At 68.5% G+C, this 16,051-nt stretch carries 16 protein-coding genes; 5 read left to right on the top strand and 11 right to left on the bottom strand.

Annotated elements, in window-relative coordinates; all coding sequences use genetic code 11:
* Nucleotides 1-16 precede the first annotated feature (16 nt).
* From ACYQ5L_RS29755 to ACYQ5L_RS29745, 3 genes are read right to left on the bottom strand one after another with little or no spacing between them, the layout of a single operon-like run.
* Nucleotides 17-877 (bottom strand): haloalkane dehalogenase, encoded by an 861-nt coding sequence (locus ACYQ5L_RS29755; RefSeq protein WP_459961545.1) that lies wholly within the window; start codon nt 875-877, stop codon nt 17-19.
* A gap of 33 nt (nt 878-910) precedes the next feature.
* Nucleotides 911-1,345, bottom strand: a complete 435-nt coding sequence (locus ACYQ5L_RS29750) for a DUF6196 family protein (RefSeq protein ID WP_459961544.1) — start codon at nt 1,343-1,345, stop codon at nt 911-913.
* 33 nt (nt 1,346-1,378) lie between these two features.
* Nucleotides 1,379-3,064 (bottom strand): tetratricopeptide repeat protein, encoded by a 1,686-nt coding sequence (locus tag ACYQ5L_RS29745; protein WP_459961543.1) that lies wholly within the window; start codon nt 3,062-3,064, stop codon nt 1,379-1,381.
* 168 nt (nt 3,065-3,232) lie between these two features.
* Between ACYQ5L_RS29745 and ACYQ5L_RS29740 the strand changes: the two genes are divergently transcribed.
* A complete protein-coding gene (locus ACYQ5L_RS29740; protein WP_459961542.1) occupies nt 3,233-4,888 on the top strand; it encodes a S8 family peptidase in 1,656 nt (551 codons plus the stop codon).
* On the opposite strand, the gene ACYQ5L_RS29735 is transcribed toward ACYQ5L_RS29740, so the two are convergent.
* Nucleotides 4,851-5,795 (bottom strand): cyclopropane mycolic acid synthase family methyltransferase, encoded by a 945-nt coding sequence (locus ACYQ5L_RS29735; RefSeq protein WP_459961541.1) that lies wholly within the window; start codon nt 5,793-5,795, stop codon nt 4,851-4,853. The genes ACYQ5L_RS29740 and ACYQ5L_RS29735 overlap by 38 nt on opposite strands.
* Before the next feature lie 196 nt (nt 5,796-5,991).
* Between ACYQ5L_RS29735 and ACYQ5L_RS29730 the strand changes: the two genes are divergently transcribed.
* Nucleotides 5,992-7,068: a fused (3R)-hydroxyacyl-ACP dehydratase subunits HadA/HadB gene (locus tag ACYQ5L_RS29730; RefSeq protein WP_459961540.1), complete on the top strand. Its 1,077-nt coding sequence runs from the start codon at nt 5,992-5,994 to the stop codon at nt 7,066-7,068.
* 7 nt (nt 7,069-7,075) lie between these two features.
* Here the strand turns inward: ACYQ5L_RS29730 and ACYQ5L_RS29725 are convergent, their stop codons facing one another.
* Both ACYQ5L_RS29725 and sigK read right to left on the bottom strand, forming a co-directional pair.
* Entirely contained in the window at nt 7,076-7,867 is a 792-nt protein-coding gene (locus tag ACYQ5L_RS29725) for an anti-sigma factor (RefSeq protein WP_459961539.1), read from the bottom strand.
* Nucleotides 7,860-8,519 (bottom strand): ECF RNA polymerase sigma factor SigK, encoded by a 660-nt coding sequence (sigK, locus tag ACYQ5L_RS29720; RefSeq protein WP_459961538.1) that lies wholly within the window; start codon nt 8,517-8,519, stop codon nt 7,860-7,862. Before sigK ends, ACYQ5L_RS29725 begins: the two co-directional genes overlap by 8 nt.
* A gap of 202 nt (nt 8,520-8,721) precedes the next feature.
* On the opposite strand from sigK, the gene ACYQ5L_RS29715 reads away from it, so the two are divergent.
* A complete protein-coding gene (locus ACYQ5L_RS29715; RefSeq protein ID WP_459961537.1) occupies nt 8,722-9,906 on the top strand; it encodes an FAD-dependent oxidoreductase in 1,185 nt (394 codons plus the stop codon).
* An 81-nt stretch (nt 9,907-9,987) separates the two neighbouring features.
* Here the strand turns inward: ACYQ5L_RS29715 and ACYQ5L_RS29710 are convergent, their stop codons facing one another.
* On the bottom strand, nt 9,988-11,154 hold the full coding sequence (locus ACYQ5L_RS29710) for an MFS transporter (protein WP_459961536.1): 1,167 nt from the start codon (nt 11,152-11,154) through the stop codon (nt 9,988-9,990).
* A 103-nt stretch (nt 11,155-11,257) separates the two neighbouring features.
* Between ACYQ5L_RS29710 and ACYQ5L_RS29705 the strand changes: the two genes are divergently transcribed.
* Nucleotides 11,258-11,653, top strand: a complete 396-nt coding sequence (locus tag ACYQ5L_RS29705; protein WP_459961535.1) for a MerR family transcriptional regulator — start codon at nt 11,258-11,260, stop codon at nt 11,651-11,653.
* 81 nt (nt 11,654-11,734) lie between these two features.
* Here the strand turns inward: ACYQ5L_RS29705 and ACYQ5L_RS29700 are convergent, their stop codons facing one another.
* Nucleotides 11,735-12,133 (bottom strand): hypothetical protein, encoded by a 399-nt coding sequence (locus tag ACYQ5L_RS29700; protein ID WP_459961534.1) that lies wholly within the window; start codon nt 12,131-12,133, stop codon nt 11,735-11,737.
* 97 nt (nt 12,134-12,230) lie between these two features.
* Between ACYQ5L_RS29700 and ACYQ5L_RS29695 the strand changes: the two genes are divergently transcribed.
* Nucleotides 12,231-13,325, top strand: a complete 1,095-nt coding sequence (locus tag ACYQ5L_RS29695; RefSeq protein WP_459961533.1) for an esterase-like activity of phytase family protein — start codon at nt 12,231-12,233, stop codon at nt 13,323-13,325.
* 3 nt (nt 13,326-13,328) lie between these two features.
* Here ACYQ5L_RS29695 and ACYQ5L_RS29690 read toward each other — a convergent pair whose 3' ends face one another.
* Genes ACYQ5L_RS29690 through ACYQ5L_RS29680 form a run of 3 tightly spaced genes read right to left on the bottom strand, consistent with a single transcriptional unit; the run spans nt 13,329 to nt 15,972 of the window.
* Nucleotides 13,329-14,267: a GNAT family N-acetyltransferase gene (locus ACYQ5L_RS29690; RefSeq protein WP_459961532.1), complete on the bottom strand. Its 939-nt coding sequence runs from the start codon at nt 14,265-14,267 to the stop codon at nt 13,329-13,331.
* A complete protein-coding gene (locus ACYQ5L_RS29685) occupies nt 14,264-15,460 on the bottom strand; it encodes a hypothetical protein (protein WP_459961531.1) in 1,197 nt (398 codons plus the stop codon). The genes ACYQ5L_RS29690 and ACYQ5L_RS29685 overlap by 4 nt, the downstream gene beginning before the upstream one ends.
* Nucleotides 15,460-15,972, bottom strand: a complete 513-nt coding sequence (locus ACYQ5L_RS29680; RefSeq protein ID WP_459961530.1) for a hypothetical protein — start codon at nt 15,970-15,972, stop codon at nt 15,460-15,462. Before ACYQ5L_RS29680 ends, ACYQ5L_RS29685 begins: the two co-directional genes overlap by 1 nt.
* Nucleotides 15,973-16,051 lie beyond the last annotated feature (79 nt).

The following is a 16,051-nucleotide window of genomic DNA, read 5'->3' as shown; positions in this document are numbered from 1 at the left end:
GCGTTCCCGGCCGTAGTCACGGGAATCGCTTCGCGATCGCCGCCGCGATCTCACCCGGGGCATGCTCCTGTATGAAATGCTGCGCGCGGGGCAGCTCCACCACCTCCAGATCGGTGAAGGCGGCACGCATGCGCGGGAGACAGGCGTTCGGGCGGAATGCCATGTCCCGCATGCCCCACACCAGCAGGGTCGGCTTGTCGCCCAGCACGGCGGGCACGTCTCGGGCGAGTCGCTCGAGCAATGGGCGCGCGGCGCGAATTTCCCCGGGCGTCACGGCGAGTGCGCGCCGGGCTTCCGCGGTGGGCTGTACCGCGCGGTAGTGGTCGGCCTCGGCCGCGGTGAGCCCGCGCCCCAGCTCCGCGAGCAGGACCCGTTCGACGAGGAAATTCCGTTCCAGAATCCGCCGGCGCATCGGCCGGCTGCTCAGGATCGCGCTGAAAGCGCGATTGGCCATGGCCTCGACCGGCCAGAACACGGTGTTGCCCAGCACGATTCCGCGCACCCGGTCCGCGCGCGCGACCACCGCGCCCAGGCCGATGGGCCCGCCCCAATCGTGTCCCATGACAAGGAAGTCGTCGAGCCGCAGGTGGTCGATGAGCTCGCCGAGCACGGCGGTGTGCTCGGCGATGGTGTAGCCGAAACTCTCGGGGCGTTCCGATAATCCGAAACCCAGGTAGTCGACGGCGACGCACCGGTACCGATCACGAAGCTCCTGCACGATGTGGCGGTAGAGGAAACTCCACGCCGGAGCGCCGTGACAGAACAGGATCGTCGGACCGATCCCTTCGTCGATGTAGTGCACCCGTCCGGCGGACGAGTCGAACCACCGAGACCGGAACGGATAGAGATCCCCGTCGGGAACAAAGTCGATCAGCATTGGGCCCTCCCTCGGAGGAGAGGTTACCTGTGCCTAACGGAGAGAACGGATCTCGGTCTCGACCTGAGCCAGCAGGCTGGCCGGGCATCCCCAATAGTCGTAGATACCGCCGCGCTTGCTGTTGCTGCCACAGATCACGAACACGCCGGTCCCGAGGGCTTGCTTCAAGTGGGTGGCCAGCCAGCCGACGAAGCCGCTGTTGTCCACGCCGGGCGGGAAGTGGAAGGAGAAGACCCCGAAACGTTCCACGGCGTCGGCGAGGTTTTCCCCGCCGACCGGTGTCAGCGCACTCCAGCTTTCGTCATCCCGCACCACCGCCAGGGTCTGCTCGCTCAGCCGCGGCGGCTCGGTGATCGGCGATTCCCGGAACCACCACTCGCCCTCGTGGACTACGAAATCCGCGGCGGCGATGACCTTGCGAAGACGGCTGTCCGTCTGCTCCGGCGTCTCCTGACTGATGTCGACCATTCCGCCACAGTATCGGGGCTGCGGTGGAGTGGATCAGTGGCAGCAGGGTTCGCCGGAAGACCCGGTCCGTGCTGTGGACAGGCGGCAGAAGCAGGAGGCTTCGATGGGAATGTCGGCCTGGGCCAGAGCCAGTTTCAGTTGCTGGGCGATGATCTGGGCGGGTTCGGATTTGCCGAGGCGGGTGAGGCATTCGTGGTAGCCGTGCAGGCTCCAGACATTGCCGGGGTGCTGGGAGGCTCGGGGGAGGGTGTCGTCCAGGCCCAGGTCGGCTCGGTAGACGGCTTCGGCTTCGGCGATGTGGCCTTGTTCCAGCAGCAGGGCGGCGTAGGCGTGGCGGGTGGGTTGCATCCAGCCCCAGGGCTCGTCGTAGGGGAGGTTGTCGTCGAGGTGGATGGAGCGGCGGAGGGCTTCGAATGCCTTGTCGTAGTCGGCATTCCGGTACTGGAGTTCGCCCTCGAGCATGGCGGCGGCGATGGCGAGGATATCGCGGCAGGTGTTGTTGAACAGGGTCCGGGATTCGGGGACCCGGGCGTAGGCGGCGTGGAAGAGCTGCTGCTCGTGGGCGGCCTCGGCCAGGCGATTCGTCGCCGAATAGGCGATACCCTTGGCGTAGTGCAGCATTGCGGTGGTGACGCAGTAGAGGTCGCGGTCCGCGGGGAGGGGGAGGTCGATGATCTGCGCCCATCGGCCGAAGCGGATGAGGACGTGGACGCGCATGGAGAGGAAGCTCTCCAGCCAGTCGGCCATGGGCGGAGAAGTCACGCGCAGCAGTTCTTCGGAAATGGAGTTCTCCAGTTGCGCAACAGTTTCCAAGGCGACAGCGGATTGGCCGAGGAACATCGCGCCGTAGATCTTGAAGTGATAGTCGTGGGCGCGGTAGAGGGTGTAGAAGTTCAGATCGCCGGAGCGGCGGGCGAATTTCTCGTCCGCGATGATGGCGGCCGAGTTGGAGCGGACGACGCTGCGGTAATCGCCGCAGAGCACGTCCAGATGGGTGGGCATGTGCTCGAGGTGACCCGCATCGGGCACCAGGCCACGCAGGCGGTCCGCGACCGGCAGCGCGGTTTCCGGGGTCGGCGACATTTCCATCAGATGGATGTACAGGTGCAGGATGCCCGGATGGGCCCGCCCCGCTTCGGAGTCGAGGACGCGGTCCAGGATGGCCTTGGCCTCCACGGTGCATGATCCGGCGGCCGGTTCACCGGTGCGCTGATCCCACAGCGCCCACGGGGTGAGGTTCATCAGGGCGTCCGCGCACAGGGCCGCCACGTCCGGGTCATCCGGGAAGCGCTCGTAGACGGTGCGCATGGCTTCCGCGTAGTCCTTGTTCCAGGCCGAGCCGTCGCCCTCGGGCGCAGTCCGCGGGTACCGGGCGGCGAGGGCCTCGATGAGGGCCCGCTCCACCGGTGTCGCGGACCCCGCGAGGGCCGTCGCCCGCCGCATCGCGTCATGCGTATCGGCGACCGTCGCGGCCAGTTCCGTCTCGTCGAAGAACTCCCACGGTTTGTTGTAGTTCGGCCCCTGTGCGTAGGCCAGCCCCCAATAGGCCATGGCACAGTCCGGGTCCGCGTCCAGCGCCCGGGAGAAGCACTGCGCGGCCTCTTCGTGATTGAAGGCGTAGGCCCAGACCAGGCCCCGGTCGAACCACACCTGCGCGGTCGCGGAAGCGGTCGTGATGCGCCGGGTATGCGTACCGAGTTCGTAATAGTCGCCGGTCATTCGATGATCGTCTCACCGGGCTCCGGGCTTCGGCAGCCGATAGCGCGCGAACACTCGGTTGCCGGGCATTTCCCCGCCGGTATTGGAGTACCGCGGTACTCGCTACTTGCGGGGTTGCCGCGGCTACATTGTGGGTAGTGCTCGGGTCATATGGCGAAGGGAGTCATGGTGCCTACCGCGAATTTCGGGACGAAGGACGAGCCCGGTTTCGAACTCGAGCAGAGTCCGGATCTGATTGTGGTGCGGGCGCATCGAGGGCGCGGCGTGCCGCGCAAGATCGGGTCGGTGCGCACCGCCGTCGCCGGTGAACTCGATGACGCGACGCTGGTGCAGGCCCACCCGGAGGTGGGCGTCGAGGTGTACCGGGTGCCGCCGGGCTCCCCCTCGGTGGCCGAACGCAAACCGCGGATCGACGCCGCGCCGGAGGTCCGGTTCGCCGGCAGCGTCCTGGTGGATCCGGGCACGGATGAACCGGTGCTCTACACCGAGAACATTTTCGTGAAGTTCGTCGACGAGGCAGATCCCGAGCACTGCCTGGCGGTGCTGCGCGAGGCCGGACTGCGGGTCAAGGAGCGGGTGGACTACGCCGACAACGCGTACTTCGCCGCCGCGCCGGAGGGCACCGGGCAGCGGGTGTTCGATATCGCGAATACCCTGTTGGACCGCGCCGACGTGGAATACAGCCATCCGGAGCTGATCCGCCGCCGGTCCCGCAAGGCGATCTTCACCCGGCAGTGGCATCTGAAGAAGACCTCCATCGGCGGCGTCACCATCGACGCGCACGCGAATGTCGAAGCGGCGCATGCGCTCACGCGTGGGGCGGGGGTGACCATCGCCATTATCGACGATGGGGTCGACATCGATCACCCCGAGTTCGCCGGTGCAGGAAAGGTGGTCGCGCCCCGCGACGCGACACTGCGCACCGACGACCCGCGCCCGAAGGACGCCTTCGGCACCGGCCCGGACAATGGCGATAACCACGGCACCGCGTGCGCGGGCGTGGCCTGCGCGAACGGCGCCGTCGGCGCGTCCGGGGTCGCCCCGGAGGCCGCGCTCATGCCCATCCGCCTCGCCTCCGGGCTCGGCTCCCAGGCCGAGGCCCAGGCCTTCAAATGGGCCGCCGACCATGGCGCGGACGTCATCTCGTGCAGTTGGGGCCCCGCCGACGGCGCCTGGTTCCGTCCCAATGATCCGGCGCACAATCAGGTGGTGCAGATGCCCGCCAGCACCCGCCTGGCCATCGAGCACGTCATTACCAACGGCCGCGATGGGAAGGGCTGCGTCATCCTGTTCGCCGCGGGCAATGGCAATGAATCCGTCGACAACGACGGCTACGCCGGCCACGCCAGGGTGATCGCCGTCGCCGCCTGCAATGACACCGGAAAGCGCAGTGTCTACAGCGATTTCGGCAAAGCGGTCTGGTGCGCCTTCCCCAGCAACGACTTCGGCCACGAGCCGTTCTCGCATCCGGAGCCGCGCACCACGGGCATCTGGACCGTCGATCGCCACGACGCCGACGGCTACAACCCGGGCGACGCCGAACTGGGCGACGCCGCGGGCAATTTCACCAATAGCTTCGGCGGCACCTCCAGCGCCTGTCCGGGCGCGGCCGGCGTGGTCGCCCTCGCCTTGTCGGTGAACCCGGAGCTGACCTGGGACGAGGTCAAGAACCTCCTGAAGGGCTCCTGCGACAAGATCGACCCGCAGGGCGGGGCCTACGGCCCGGACGGCCACAGCAGCAAATACGGCTTCGGCCGCGTCAACGCATTGACCGCGGTCGAGGCCGCTAGAGCCCTGGCCGTGAATCCACTGCCCGTCGGCTGAGCGGAGCGCACGCGATATCGGGCTGCGGATCCTTGGCGCAGGTGAACTGCATGACGTCGATGTGGCCCGCACGGAAATGGTGTGCACAACCGGTCAGGTAGCGCATATAGGTGTCGTAGGTGTCCTCGCTCGCGAGAGCAATGGCCTCGTCGCGATGCGCGCTCAGGGCCTCGGCCCAGTGATCGAGCGTGGTCGCGTAATGCAGTCGCAGCGGATGCGTACGGGTGACGGTGAATCCGGCCTCCTGCGCGTACTCCCGCACGCCCCGTGGGATCGGCCCCCACGGCAGCGGGAGCTGCCCGCCCGGGAAGATCACGGTGCGAATGAACCGCATGAAGCCGATATCCTCACGCGTGAGCGGGATGTCGTTCGCACGCAGGTGGTTGAGCCCGTACATGACGATGGTGTGCAACAGCATCACGCCATCGGCGGGCAGGGTCGAATAGGCGAATCCGAAGAAGTCCTCGTAACGTTCCTGCCGGAAGTGCTCGAAGGCCCCGATGCTGACGATCCGATCGACCTGCCCGTCGAACTCCTCCCAGCCCTGTAGCCGGACTTCCGCACGGCGGCCGGGGAATTCGCGCTTGTCGAGCTGCGCCTGAATGTAATCGCGCTGATTCCGGCTCAGCGTCAAGCCGATGACGTTCACGTCGTATGCCTCCAGCGCCCGCAGCATGGTGGAGCCCCACCCGCAGCCGATGTCCAGCAGGGTCATGCCCGGCCGCAGATCGCACTTGCCCAGCGCCAGATCGATTTTCGCGATCTGCGCCTGCTCGAGGGTGCTGTCCGGCCGCTCCCAGTACGCGCAGCTGTAGGTCCGGGTGGGATCGAGGAACAGGGCGAAGAAGTCGTCGGAGAGGTCGTAGTGCGCTTGTACCTCGGCGTAGAACGGGGCGTGACGGGTCATGCGGGCAACCTCCGGGCGGCGTCGATGGCTGGGCACTAGCGGTCGCCAGTTGGTCGTTACGCCCGGACCTCAGGTTTGGCCGATTCACTGTGATGTGGATCACATCAGGCGAATGGCCCCGCCGATGACCAAACCGGAGCAGGATCCGTCGCGACTAGTTGGTATCCGCATTCGCACGACTGGAGGAGACAGACTGGTGGTTGCCCTCGGGAACGCCCCTCGCGACGATGTGCTCGAGCCGCCCACGGCCGCGGTTCCGGGAACCGATGAACGGCTGCGCGAGCTACGGTCCATGGTCGGCCGCAGCTACCGGCTCCGGGAGGATTACGAAGTCGGCCGCGAACAGGTCCGGGCGTTCGCGCGCGCCGTCCAGAACGACCATCCCGCGCATGTCAGTGAATCTGCCGCCGCCGATCTCGGCTACCGCGGACTGCTCGCCCCGCCCACCTTCGCGGCCCTGCTCGCCGGCGCGGCGCAGGAAGCCCTGGCGGGCCTGCTCACCGGCTGCGATCTCACCACCGCCGTGCAGACCCAGCAGGTCATGGACTTCTACCGCCCCATGATGGTCGGCGATCGGCTCACCAGCACCGTCTCGCTGCAATCGCATCGCGAGGCCTTCGGCGGCGACCTGCTGGCGGTCACCAACACCATTACCGATCGGGACGGCGAGGTCGTCCTCATCGGAAACACCAGCATTATCGCCCGCACCGGCGCGGCGGAATTGGGCCTGCGGCTGGCGGAACTCAATGCCGGCGTGCTGCGCCACGATGTCCTCGCCATCGCGCCGCCCGCGGTGGACGAGGTGCCGACGAATACCAAAACCCCTGCCGTGCAGCAGTTCCGGATGCGCGGCCGCAGCAGGGACCGGGTCGCCGTGGGGGACCAGCTGCCGGTGCGGAGCTATCGCCTCACCCTGGGCGATCTGGTGCACTACGCCGGCGTCGCCGGTGATCCGAACCCGATCCACTGGTTCGAGCCGACCGGCGCGCTCGTCGGCCTCGGCCCCGGCGTGGTCGCGCACGGCATGCTGACCATGGGCCTCGGCGCGGGCTACCTCACCTCCTGGGCGCAGGACCCGCGCGCCATGCGCCAGTACAGCGTCCGCATCACCGGGCCGGTCTATGTGGTCCCGGGCACGGCGAGCACCATCGAGTTCGGCGGCAAGGTCATTGCCCTGCACCGCAAGAGCGGAACGGCCACGGTGGCGATCACCGCCACCCAGGACGGCCGCCGCATCTTCGGCCGCGCCACCGCGGTGATCGCACTGTCCTGATCCGCCCTCAGCTCAGCGGTACGGCCACGATCGGGTCGGTGGTCGGTTGCGGAGACCCGCCCACCGGCTCGATCGATACCGCCAGGGTCCGCGCATCGCCCAGTCGCACCAGCAGTGGTGCGTTTTCGGTGGGCAGCGTCTCGGGCACGCCCGCCGACACCGGCGTTCCGCCCTCCGGAATCAGCCACAGCTGGTAGGCCCGGCCCGGCGCCGGGGCGGGCACGCCATCGAAGAACACCAGCGCCGCATCCAGCACCCGGGAGGTGTCGACGGTGACGCTGCCGCCCCCGGCCAGCCCCGCGGTCTCGGTGCGGGCATCGCGTTCCGTGCGAATCCGCTCGGCGGTGAGCGTCTCCGAATCACGGTGCTGCACCAGGTCTTTGACGACGAGCCCGCCGATTACGAGCGCGGCGACGGCCGCGGCGGCGGCAAGCCACCCCAGTGCCCGCCGCGAACGCAGCGCTGCGGCCCGCTCCGGCCGTATTCCCTCACGCGGCTCGGGCGTCATTCCCGGGGCTCGCCCGGACCGTTCCGCCGCAGCCTCCGCGGCGATCTGCTCATCGAGGGCGCGCTGAATCGACGCTTCCAGTGCGGCCGGTGCGTCCTGCGCGTCCACTGCCGTCATGGTTGCCAGGGTTTCGCGGATCTCCCGCACGGTAGCCCGGAACGATGCCGCGTCCACCTCGTCGGCGCGGCTCAATAATGCCTCGACCGAGCGCCGTTCGGCCTCGGTGAGCGCATCGAGCGCGTACGGATGGGCGAATTCGGCCAGGTCGCCGGATCGTGTGATGTCAGGCATCGGTCACCGATCCCGTCAGGCAGTTCTGCAATCGCCGGAGACCGTCGCGTATCCGGGTTTTCACCGTCGACAGCGGAACCCCGAGCCGGTCGGCCACCTCGGCATAGGTGTGTCCGCCGTAATAGGCGAGCGCGATCGTCTCGTGCTGGGTATCGGTGAGCGTGCCCAGGCAGTCGAGGACCGCCCGTTCGTCCGACCGCTGGTCCACGGTCTCGGCGACGATATCGTGATCGCGCCCGATCTGCCGGTGCCCGTACGCGAGATCCCTTGTCGCGGCCGACCTTTCGAGCCGCACCCGATCCACGGCCCGCCGGTGCGTCAGCATCATCAGCCAGCCGATGGGGGTGGCCAGCCGCTGGTCGTAGTGCCCGGCCGCATTCCACACGTACAGGTACACCTCCTGCGCGATCTCCTCCGCCGCGGCGGGGCGGCGCAGGATGCGCAGCGCCAGCCCGAATACGCGGTGCTGGGTGGCGCGGTAGAACTCGGTGAAGGCCTCCCGGTCCCCGGCCGCGATGCCCGCCAGCAGTTCGGCGAGCCCGCGGGCCGCCTCCGGTGCGATCCGCGACGGCGGGACCGGGCAGGCGTCGTCGCTGACGCGATCCCGGGGATGCCTCGAGGCAACCACGGGCAGGCGTTGTTCGTCGGCCATGCGATGCGTCTTCCGTGAGTAGGTGTAGCTCGACGGTGACTCGTGCGGTGCGGCTCCCCGGGACAATAGCCGCGGACCACCGGATATGGGTGCAACTTCGCAACTTCCGCGGGCGTTGCCGACGGCTTCGGGTGAGACCTCGCCCGACGAGATCGTCAACTAATGGTTGACCATTTGATAATCGTCAACTACTAGTTGACACATGGACGTGAGAGAGAACGCGGCGCACCGTGTGGTGATCGTCGGCGCCGGGATCGCGGGTCTGGCCGCCGCGCTGCGGCTCGCGCGGGACGGCTGGGAGGTGCTGGTCCTCGAGCGGGCGCCGGGGCGGCGCAGCGGCGGTTACCTGGTGAACCTGCACGGGCCCGGAATCGACGCGGCGGAGCGGCTCGGGCTGCTGCCCGCGCTCGGGCCGCGGGATATCGGATTCTTCACCTCGGTGCTGGTGCACGCCGATGGGCGGGAGAAGTTGACGGTGCCGGCCGCGGTCGCGCGGGCGGCGGTGGGGGATCGGGCGCTGAGCGTCTTCCGGGGTGATGTGGAAACGGTGTTGTACGAGGCGGTCCGCGATCTCGTGACGATTCGCTTCGGTATCACGGCAAAGTCGATCCACCAGCACGACAAGGGGATTCTTGTAGGGTTGAGCGACGGCCACGAGGTGGACGCCGATCTGCTCATCGGGGCAGACGGGCTGCATTCGCGCATCCGGGAACTCGTATTCGGCTCCGGCACGGAGTGTCTGGTCGATATGGGGACTATGGTGGGAGCCTTCCCGCTCGCCGAAATCCCGGAGCATGTGCCGCAGGGGGTCGGCACGACCTTCCTCGGGCCGGGGCGGACGGCGGCGGTGATGAATCTCGGTGCGGGGCGGTCGTCGGCGTTCTTCACCTACGGCAGCGCGGATCCGGAGGCGGAATTGGCTCGCGGGCCGGTGGATTCGCTGACCGCCGCCTTCGGCGATCTGGGGCGGGGCGTCGCCGAGGCGCTGGCGCAGCTCGCGGCCGATCCGGCGGCGGCCTATTTCGATTCCGTGACCCAGGTGGTGCTGGACGACTGGAGTCGCGGGCGCGTGGTGCTGCTCGGCGACGCGGCCTGGTGCGTCACCGTATTCGCCGGATACGGCGCGGCTCTCGCGCTCGACGGCGCCGACCGGCTGGGTGCGGCGCTGGCGGCGGGCAATGGCGATATCCCCGCCGCTCTCGCCGGATGGGAGGCCGAGCTGCGGCCCGAGGTCGCGAAGCGACAAGCCCTGGCGCGCAAGGGGATGGCGCGATTCGTGCCGTCCAGCAGGGCGCAGGTGTGGATGGGTGAGATGATGCTGCGCGCGATCCAGCTGCCCGGCCTCCGAAGCCTGGTGCAACGCTCGATCCGGCGTGCCAACAACTAGGTACCGGCACGCCGATGACTGGGTACCGGCGCGCCGACGACTTGGCATCAGCGCGCCGATCTGCCTGCTGATCCGGATCCTTCAGCGTGCGCGAGCCGGGAACCCGTGCGCCCGAGCGGCCATGACCACCAACAAGGTTGGCGCGAGCAGGACGAGGACGCTCCATGGGAACACCCGCGGTCCGAACGCGTCCAGCAGTACGCCGCCGGCAATGCCGCCGCCCGCCATCGCGGCATTCCACAGCGTCACCAGCATGGCCTGCGCGGTGTCGGCGGCCTCGCCGCCGGCGATCGCCGCCGCGGTCTGCAGCAGGGTGGGCACGCCGCCCCAGCCCAGGCCCCACAGCGCCGCGGCGATGAACACCAGGACCGCGCTGCCGGAGACGGCGGCCAGTAGCGCCACGGCGATGGCGACCAGAATCGTTGCGGCAATGGTCAACCCGCGCAAATGGCGGTCGATCAGCGCGCCCGTGAACCAGATGCTCACCATGGAGGCGATGCCGAACACCAGCAGCACCGCGTCGACGTGATCGCTCAACTCGACCTCGTCGAGGAAGGTGGCCACGTAGGTGTACAGGATGTTGTGTGCCAGCACGAATGTCAGGGTGACGAACAGCGCCGCACCGACGCCGGGCAGTTTCGCCGTGGCCAGCAAGGGGATTCGGGTTGCCCGGCCCTGCCCCGGGAAGTCCGGCACGGCCGCCGCGATCCAGCCGATCAGCAGCATCGCGATCACCGACATCAGGCCGAAGGTGATCTGCCAGCCGACGGCCTTGCCCAGGAAGGTTCCCAGCGGAATCCCCAGCGACAACGCCAGCGGAATGCCCGCCATCACGATGGCGATCGCCTTGCCCTGCAATGGTTCCGGCGCCAGCCGGCGGGCGTATCCGGCCAGCAGGGCCCACACCACCCCGGCCGCGATGCCGGCGACGAAACGGGCGGCCAGGGTCAGCGGATAGCTCAGCGACACCGCGGTCACCGTATTCGCCGCCAGGAACCCCGCGATCCCGGCCAGCAGCAACTGCTTGCGCCGCCAGCCCGCCGTGGCCACCGATAGCGGGATCGCCGACAGCGCGGTACCTATCGCGTAGACGGTCACCAGCTGCCCGGTCGCCGCTTCGCCGACGTGCAGTCCAGCGCTCATGGCGGGCAGCACACCCGCCGGCAGCGCCTCGGTCAGCACCGTGAGAAACGCGGCGGTCGTCAAGGCCAGCAGGGCCGAAAGCGGTAGTCGTGAATCGTTTTTCACGACTCGGAAATCGTTCTGAGCGGACGTTCGATTGACCATGTACGTATGCTGAAACCCTCACATTAATGTGAAGGTCAACCCGAAGTCCTGTGAGGGATCCCATATGCGCATCGGAGAACTGTCGGCCCGCACCGGAACCTCGCGCCGCCTGCTGCGCTACTACGAGGAGCAGGGCCTCATCGTCTCGCAGCGCCAGGTCAACGGCTACCGCGAATACGACGAGGCCTGCGTCGACCGGGTGCTGCAAATCCGCGGCCTGCTCGACGCGGGCCTGCCCACCCGCATCATCAAGCAGATCCTGCCCTGCCTCGACAAACCCCGCGTCATCCACTTCTCCGACGCCACCCCTGAGATGCTCGCCACGCTGGAATGCGAACTCGCCCGCATGACCACCCGCATCGAGGTCCTCACCCGAAACCGCGACGCCATAGCCGAATACGTCGAAGCCGTCCTCGACGGCGACCGCCGCAAATCCGAAAAGGCATCGACCGGGAACTGATGGCGGGCTGCGACGGCGTGTCGCCGCCACCAGTTCCCGGTCGGTGATGGTTCACAGTGTGGGGACACCGGCGGCACGGAGTCAGATGCGGTCCAGTAGCCAGCGCGGACCGACCGTGGCGGCTCCGGCGGCTTCCACGCGGTTGCGGAGTCCGCGATCGGCCGTCACCACCGTGATGGGCCGGTCACCGTCCTGCGCCGCGGCAGCCGCCACGGTGTCGGCGATGGCGTCATCGCCCGAGCCGTCGGCCAGGAGCACGCGCACGCCATCGACGCCGGCCCCTTCCGGATCGGCCGCTTTCGCCGCGCCTTCGAGCACGACGATCACATCGACCGGGTAGTCCAGGCGATCTCGGAGGGTGGCCACCGCGAGGAGCAACCGCCGCGCGGCCCCGGCCCGATCGCGCCACCACCCGTCCGGCCGTGACCCCACCACGTTCGCGGCATCCACAACGATCAACTGGGCCTTGTCATCCCTCACCCTCGTAGTCTCCTCCCCGGCCCCGGCGCAGGAATGGCGCCGGGTGGTTCCCGGCCGTTCACCTGCCGGTCCCGGCATGTCGCTAGCGTGTTGGCCCGTGCGCGGACAGCTGAAGGTTGGACAGGCGGTATTGGCGGTTGCGGTCGTGGGTGCGCTCGGTGCTCCGGCCGCTCAGGCGGAGACGCCGGCGGTGCGTTTGCTCGGCGAGCAGGTGATCGCACACGACCTGGATTTCCAGGGCACCGTGGTCGGCGGCCTGTCCGGAATCGACTTCCGCGAGAGCACCGGCGATTACGTGCTGATCAGCGATGACCGTTCGGAGAAGAATCCGGCGCGGTTCTATACGGCGCGATTCGCGGTCGACGGGTCCGGACTCGGGCCGATCGCCTTCACCGGCACCCGTCTGCTGCTGAACTCGTCCGGCGCGGGCTACCCCGCGAAATCGGTTGACCCCGAGGAGATCCGGATCGACCCGTGGACCGGCGACTACTTCTGGACCCAGGAAGGCGAACGCGCCGACGGCGTGCTGATCGATCCGTCGGTCCGCATCGCCCGCACCGACGGTTCCTATGCGGGCGAGCTGCCGATCCCCGATAACGAACGGATGCGCCCGGATTCGGGGCCGCGGCGCAATGCGGCACTCGAAGGCGCCACCTTCGCGGTGGGCGGCACCCTGTTCGTCACCGCGCTGGAAGGCCCACTCCTGCAGGACGGCCTCGATCCGACCACCACCACGGGTTCCCTCAACCGCCTGACCGTCCAGGCCCGCTTCGGCCCGATCCTCGCCCAGTATCTGTATCCGGCCGACCCGGTCTTCGCCGAATCCCGGCCCGAACCGGGCAAGGGCGGCAACGGGATCGTCTCCATCCTCGCCGCCGATTCCACGAGCCCCTCGAAACTGCTCGTCATGGAACGCTCGTTCGTCCCCGCGGTCGGCAATAGGATCCGCATCTACGAAGCCGATCTGAGCTCGGCGACCAATGTGTACGGCGCTGGAACGGCCGGTGCCCGCGCTGTCACCAAACGACTCCTGGTCGATCTGGACGACGTCGGCCTGTCCCACATCGACAATGTGGAGGGCATGACCTGGGGACCCCGCCTGCCTTCCGGTGAACGCACCCTGATCCTGGTGAGCGACAACAACTTCAGTGCCGAACAGGTGACCCAGGTCGTCGCCCTCGCGGTCCGCTAGCGGTCAGCGCCCCGGCAGGGCGACGGCATAGCGGGGCAGCAGGCGGCAGCCGAGGCGCTGCTTGACCTCGTCGAGGCCTTTGCCCCAGATGAGGCCCTGTTTTCCGGAGACGGCCGCCCAGGCGACGGTGCGGCGGACGCCGTCGAAGTACAGGTGCCGGTGTCCGCCCGCGTCGGCCGGCAGCGCACCCCACCGGTGCACCAGCGGCCAGCTCGGGTGGTCGAGGATGGTGAAGGCCGCCAAGAGATTTCCCGCCGCATCGCGATAGGACACCGACCGGACCTCGGGGTGGGCCAGCAGCGTGCGCAACCACCGATCGGACATGCGCGGAGGCTGCCGCACGCCCTGGTATTTGATCTCGGTGCGGCGGAACAATCCGATCAGCTGCTCGGTGTCGAGCTCGCTCGCCGAGCCGTCTCCGGCAACGAGATCCGTTGCAGCCGAAAGTAGTCGGGCGCCTTTTCGTAGGCTCCTGCGTCGATTCGACGACAGTGTCCCCAGCCATCCGTCCTCATCCGGCCATTCGATCGGCAGCACCGCAAGGGGATTCACCTCCCTGAGGATGCGGACGTGGCCGAGCGCAGCGGCCTGTTCGCGGTCGAGTTCGCGCCACAATGTGCCGAGCACCGCATGCCGGAACCGGGACCGCAGCCCGCCCGCAAGGAGACGCAGCATCTCGGTGTGCCGTTCGGGGTCGGCCACCCACCAGCCGGGCTGTCCGGTGCTGCCCGGTGCGGCGACGTTCGCGACGCCATAGGTCCAGCGAGCCGCGGCCATGGCGACCGGGGTTCCGCCGTCGCGCACCACGGCCAGGCCCAGCCGCGGTCCGGCGGCCGCGAGGACGTCCCAGGCCCAGGTCGCGCGAAGCCCGTTGGCGCGCCGGAACTCCTCCCACCAGACGGGTTCGCCATCCCGGTTCGGGTCGAACACTTCGACGGTCACACCGACCTCCCGAGCCTGACCAGGGCCGCTGCCGCGAGCACGGCGTAGGAGGCCACCAGCGCCCAGAGCGCCGCGACGGGTCCGTGCGCGGGGATCAGCAGCGGAGCGAGCACTACCACCGCGGCGAATTGGGCCGCGGCGCCGGTGGCGGCGATGATCAGCTCACGGGAACCGGTGTTCTCGAGCAGGAACAGCGCGAGGCTGACCAGCGCGTGCAGCGGGATCTCGAAACACAGCAGCACCACCAGGAGTGCTGTGCCGGAGAAGGGTCCGGCGGCCACGGCGGCCAGTACGCACCCCACCCCGCTCCCGGCCAGCGCGATGACGAAAAGCCTTCGGGCGATGTCGATTCCCGCGCGCGCCCCCGTCCCGCGCAGCCGCACCGAGGACGCGGGCTGATAGATCCGCAGCAGGTACAGCAGCAGCGATCCCACGACGCTGGAAACCAGCAGCGCCAGATACAACGTGGTGCTGTCGCCATGCCGGCTCCCGAGTGCGAGCACCGCATAGAGCACCCCCACCGACGCCGCGCCGAGCGGCTCGTACAGGCCGAGCAGCAGTTCGGAACGCAATACCGCCGCCGTGACATGCCGCCGTGGTCGGGCGGATGTCGCCGACAGAGCCACGCCGATTCCCCTGGCCGACCACAACGCAGCGCCGCAGGTGATCATCGCGAGCAGCAGTAGCTGACCGGCGGGAGTCAGTCTCGTTCCCGCACCCGTGGCGATCAGCAGGAGTGCCGTGAGCATCAGAAACCCCCGGCTGTCCCGCGATGGCCGACCGGCTGCCCGATGGACCGCCACCACCACGGTGAGCAACCCGAGCCCGGCGCTCCACGCCGCCGCCAGCGGATAGACGACTGCCGCCGAACCCGCCGCGACCACGGTGCAGAGCGCGGCAATCGCCAGCGGCGCAGCCGAAGTCAGTACGGCGGTGCGCACCACGGCATTCGCGGTGCGGGGCAGGCGCGGCACCAACTTGAGTACGGTCTTCTCCGCCCCGGAACTCAGCAGCGCGATCCAGGCCGTCGCACCCACCGCCCCGGCATACACCCCGAACACCTCGGCTCCCCAAAACGCCAGCAACATCAAAGCCATGGTGTGGTAGGCGATCCGGAATGCGCCCCGCCCGGCCAGCAGCGACAGCACGGTGCCGATCGTGGGCAGCGTCACCCGCTCCGGGGCCGCAACCATCACCGTGTCCGTGCGCGCACGCGCCGCTGCACCTCACCACCGGCCCGATGCCACAACCGATCCGGCAGGCAAACCACCACCACGGCGATGATCAGATGCACCGCGATGAACGCGTACGCCTCGGTCCGGCTCGCGACATGCCCGAGCACCACCGTCATGTGATCGGCCCAATCCCATTGCTCGGCAACCCCATTGCCGCGCAACAACTGAAATGTCAGATCCTCGATCCCCGACAGCATAATGAGAATCCCCGCATACCCGACCCTGCGCACCGTCGCCGCCCCACCCCCACCCAGCCGCAGCGCGAAGACCAGGCACAGAATCAATGTCGGCACCAATACCCGCATCCACGCGTAATGCCGATCCAAATCACCATCCATCGCGGCCGCGAAAATCTTCGGCACCAGAAAGCAGAACACCGCCACAAACGCGCCGAGCGCTGCCACCTCCACCAAACGCCCCCGCCGAAACCACTCGGGCCGCACACTCGCAATCGTCTCGGTGGCGAACACGAACGGAACCAACGGCACCGCCAACGCCCACAGATTCCCGAGCTCCTGCTCCTGCCCACCCGTCAGCCAGACACCCGCC

The organism is Nocardia sp. IFM 10818, from assembly GCF_054655275.1.
Note: the sequence above shows the minus strand (reverse complement) of the source record. Positions and strands in the feature narration are given on the sequence as shown.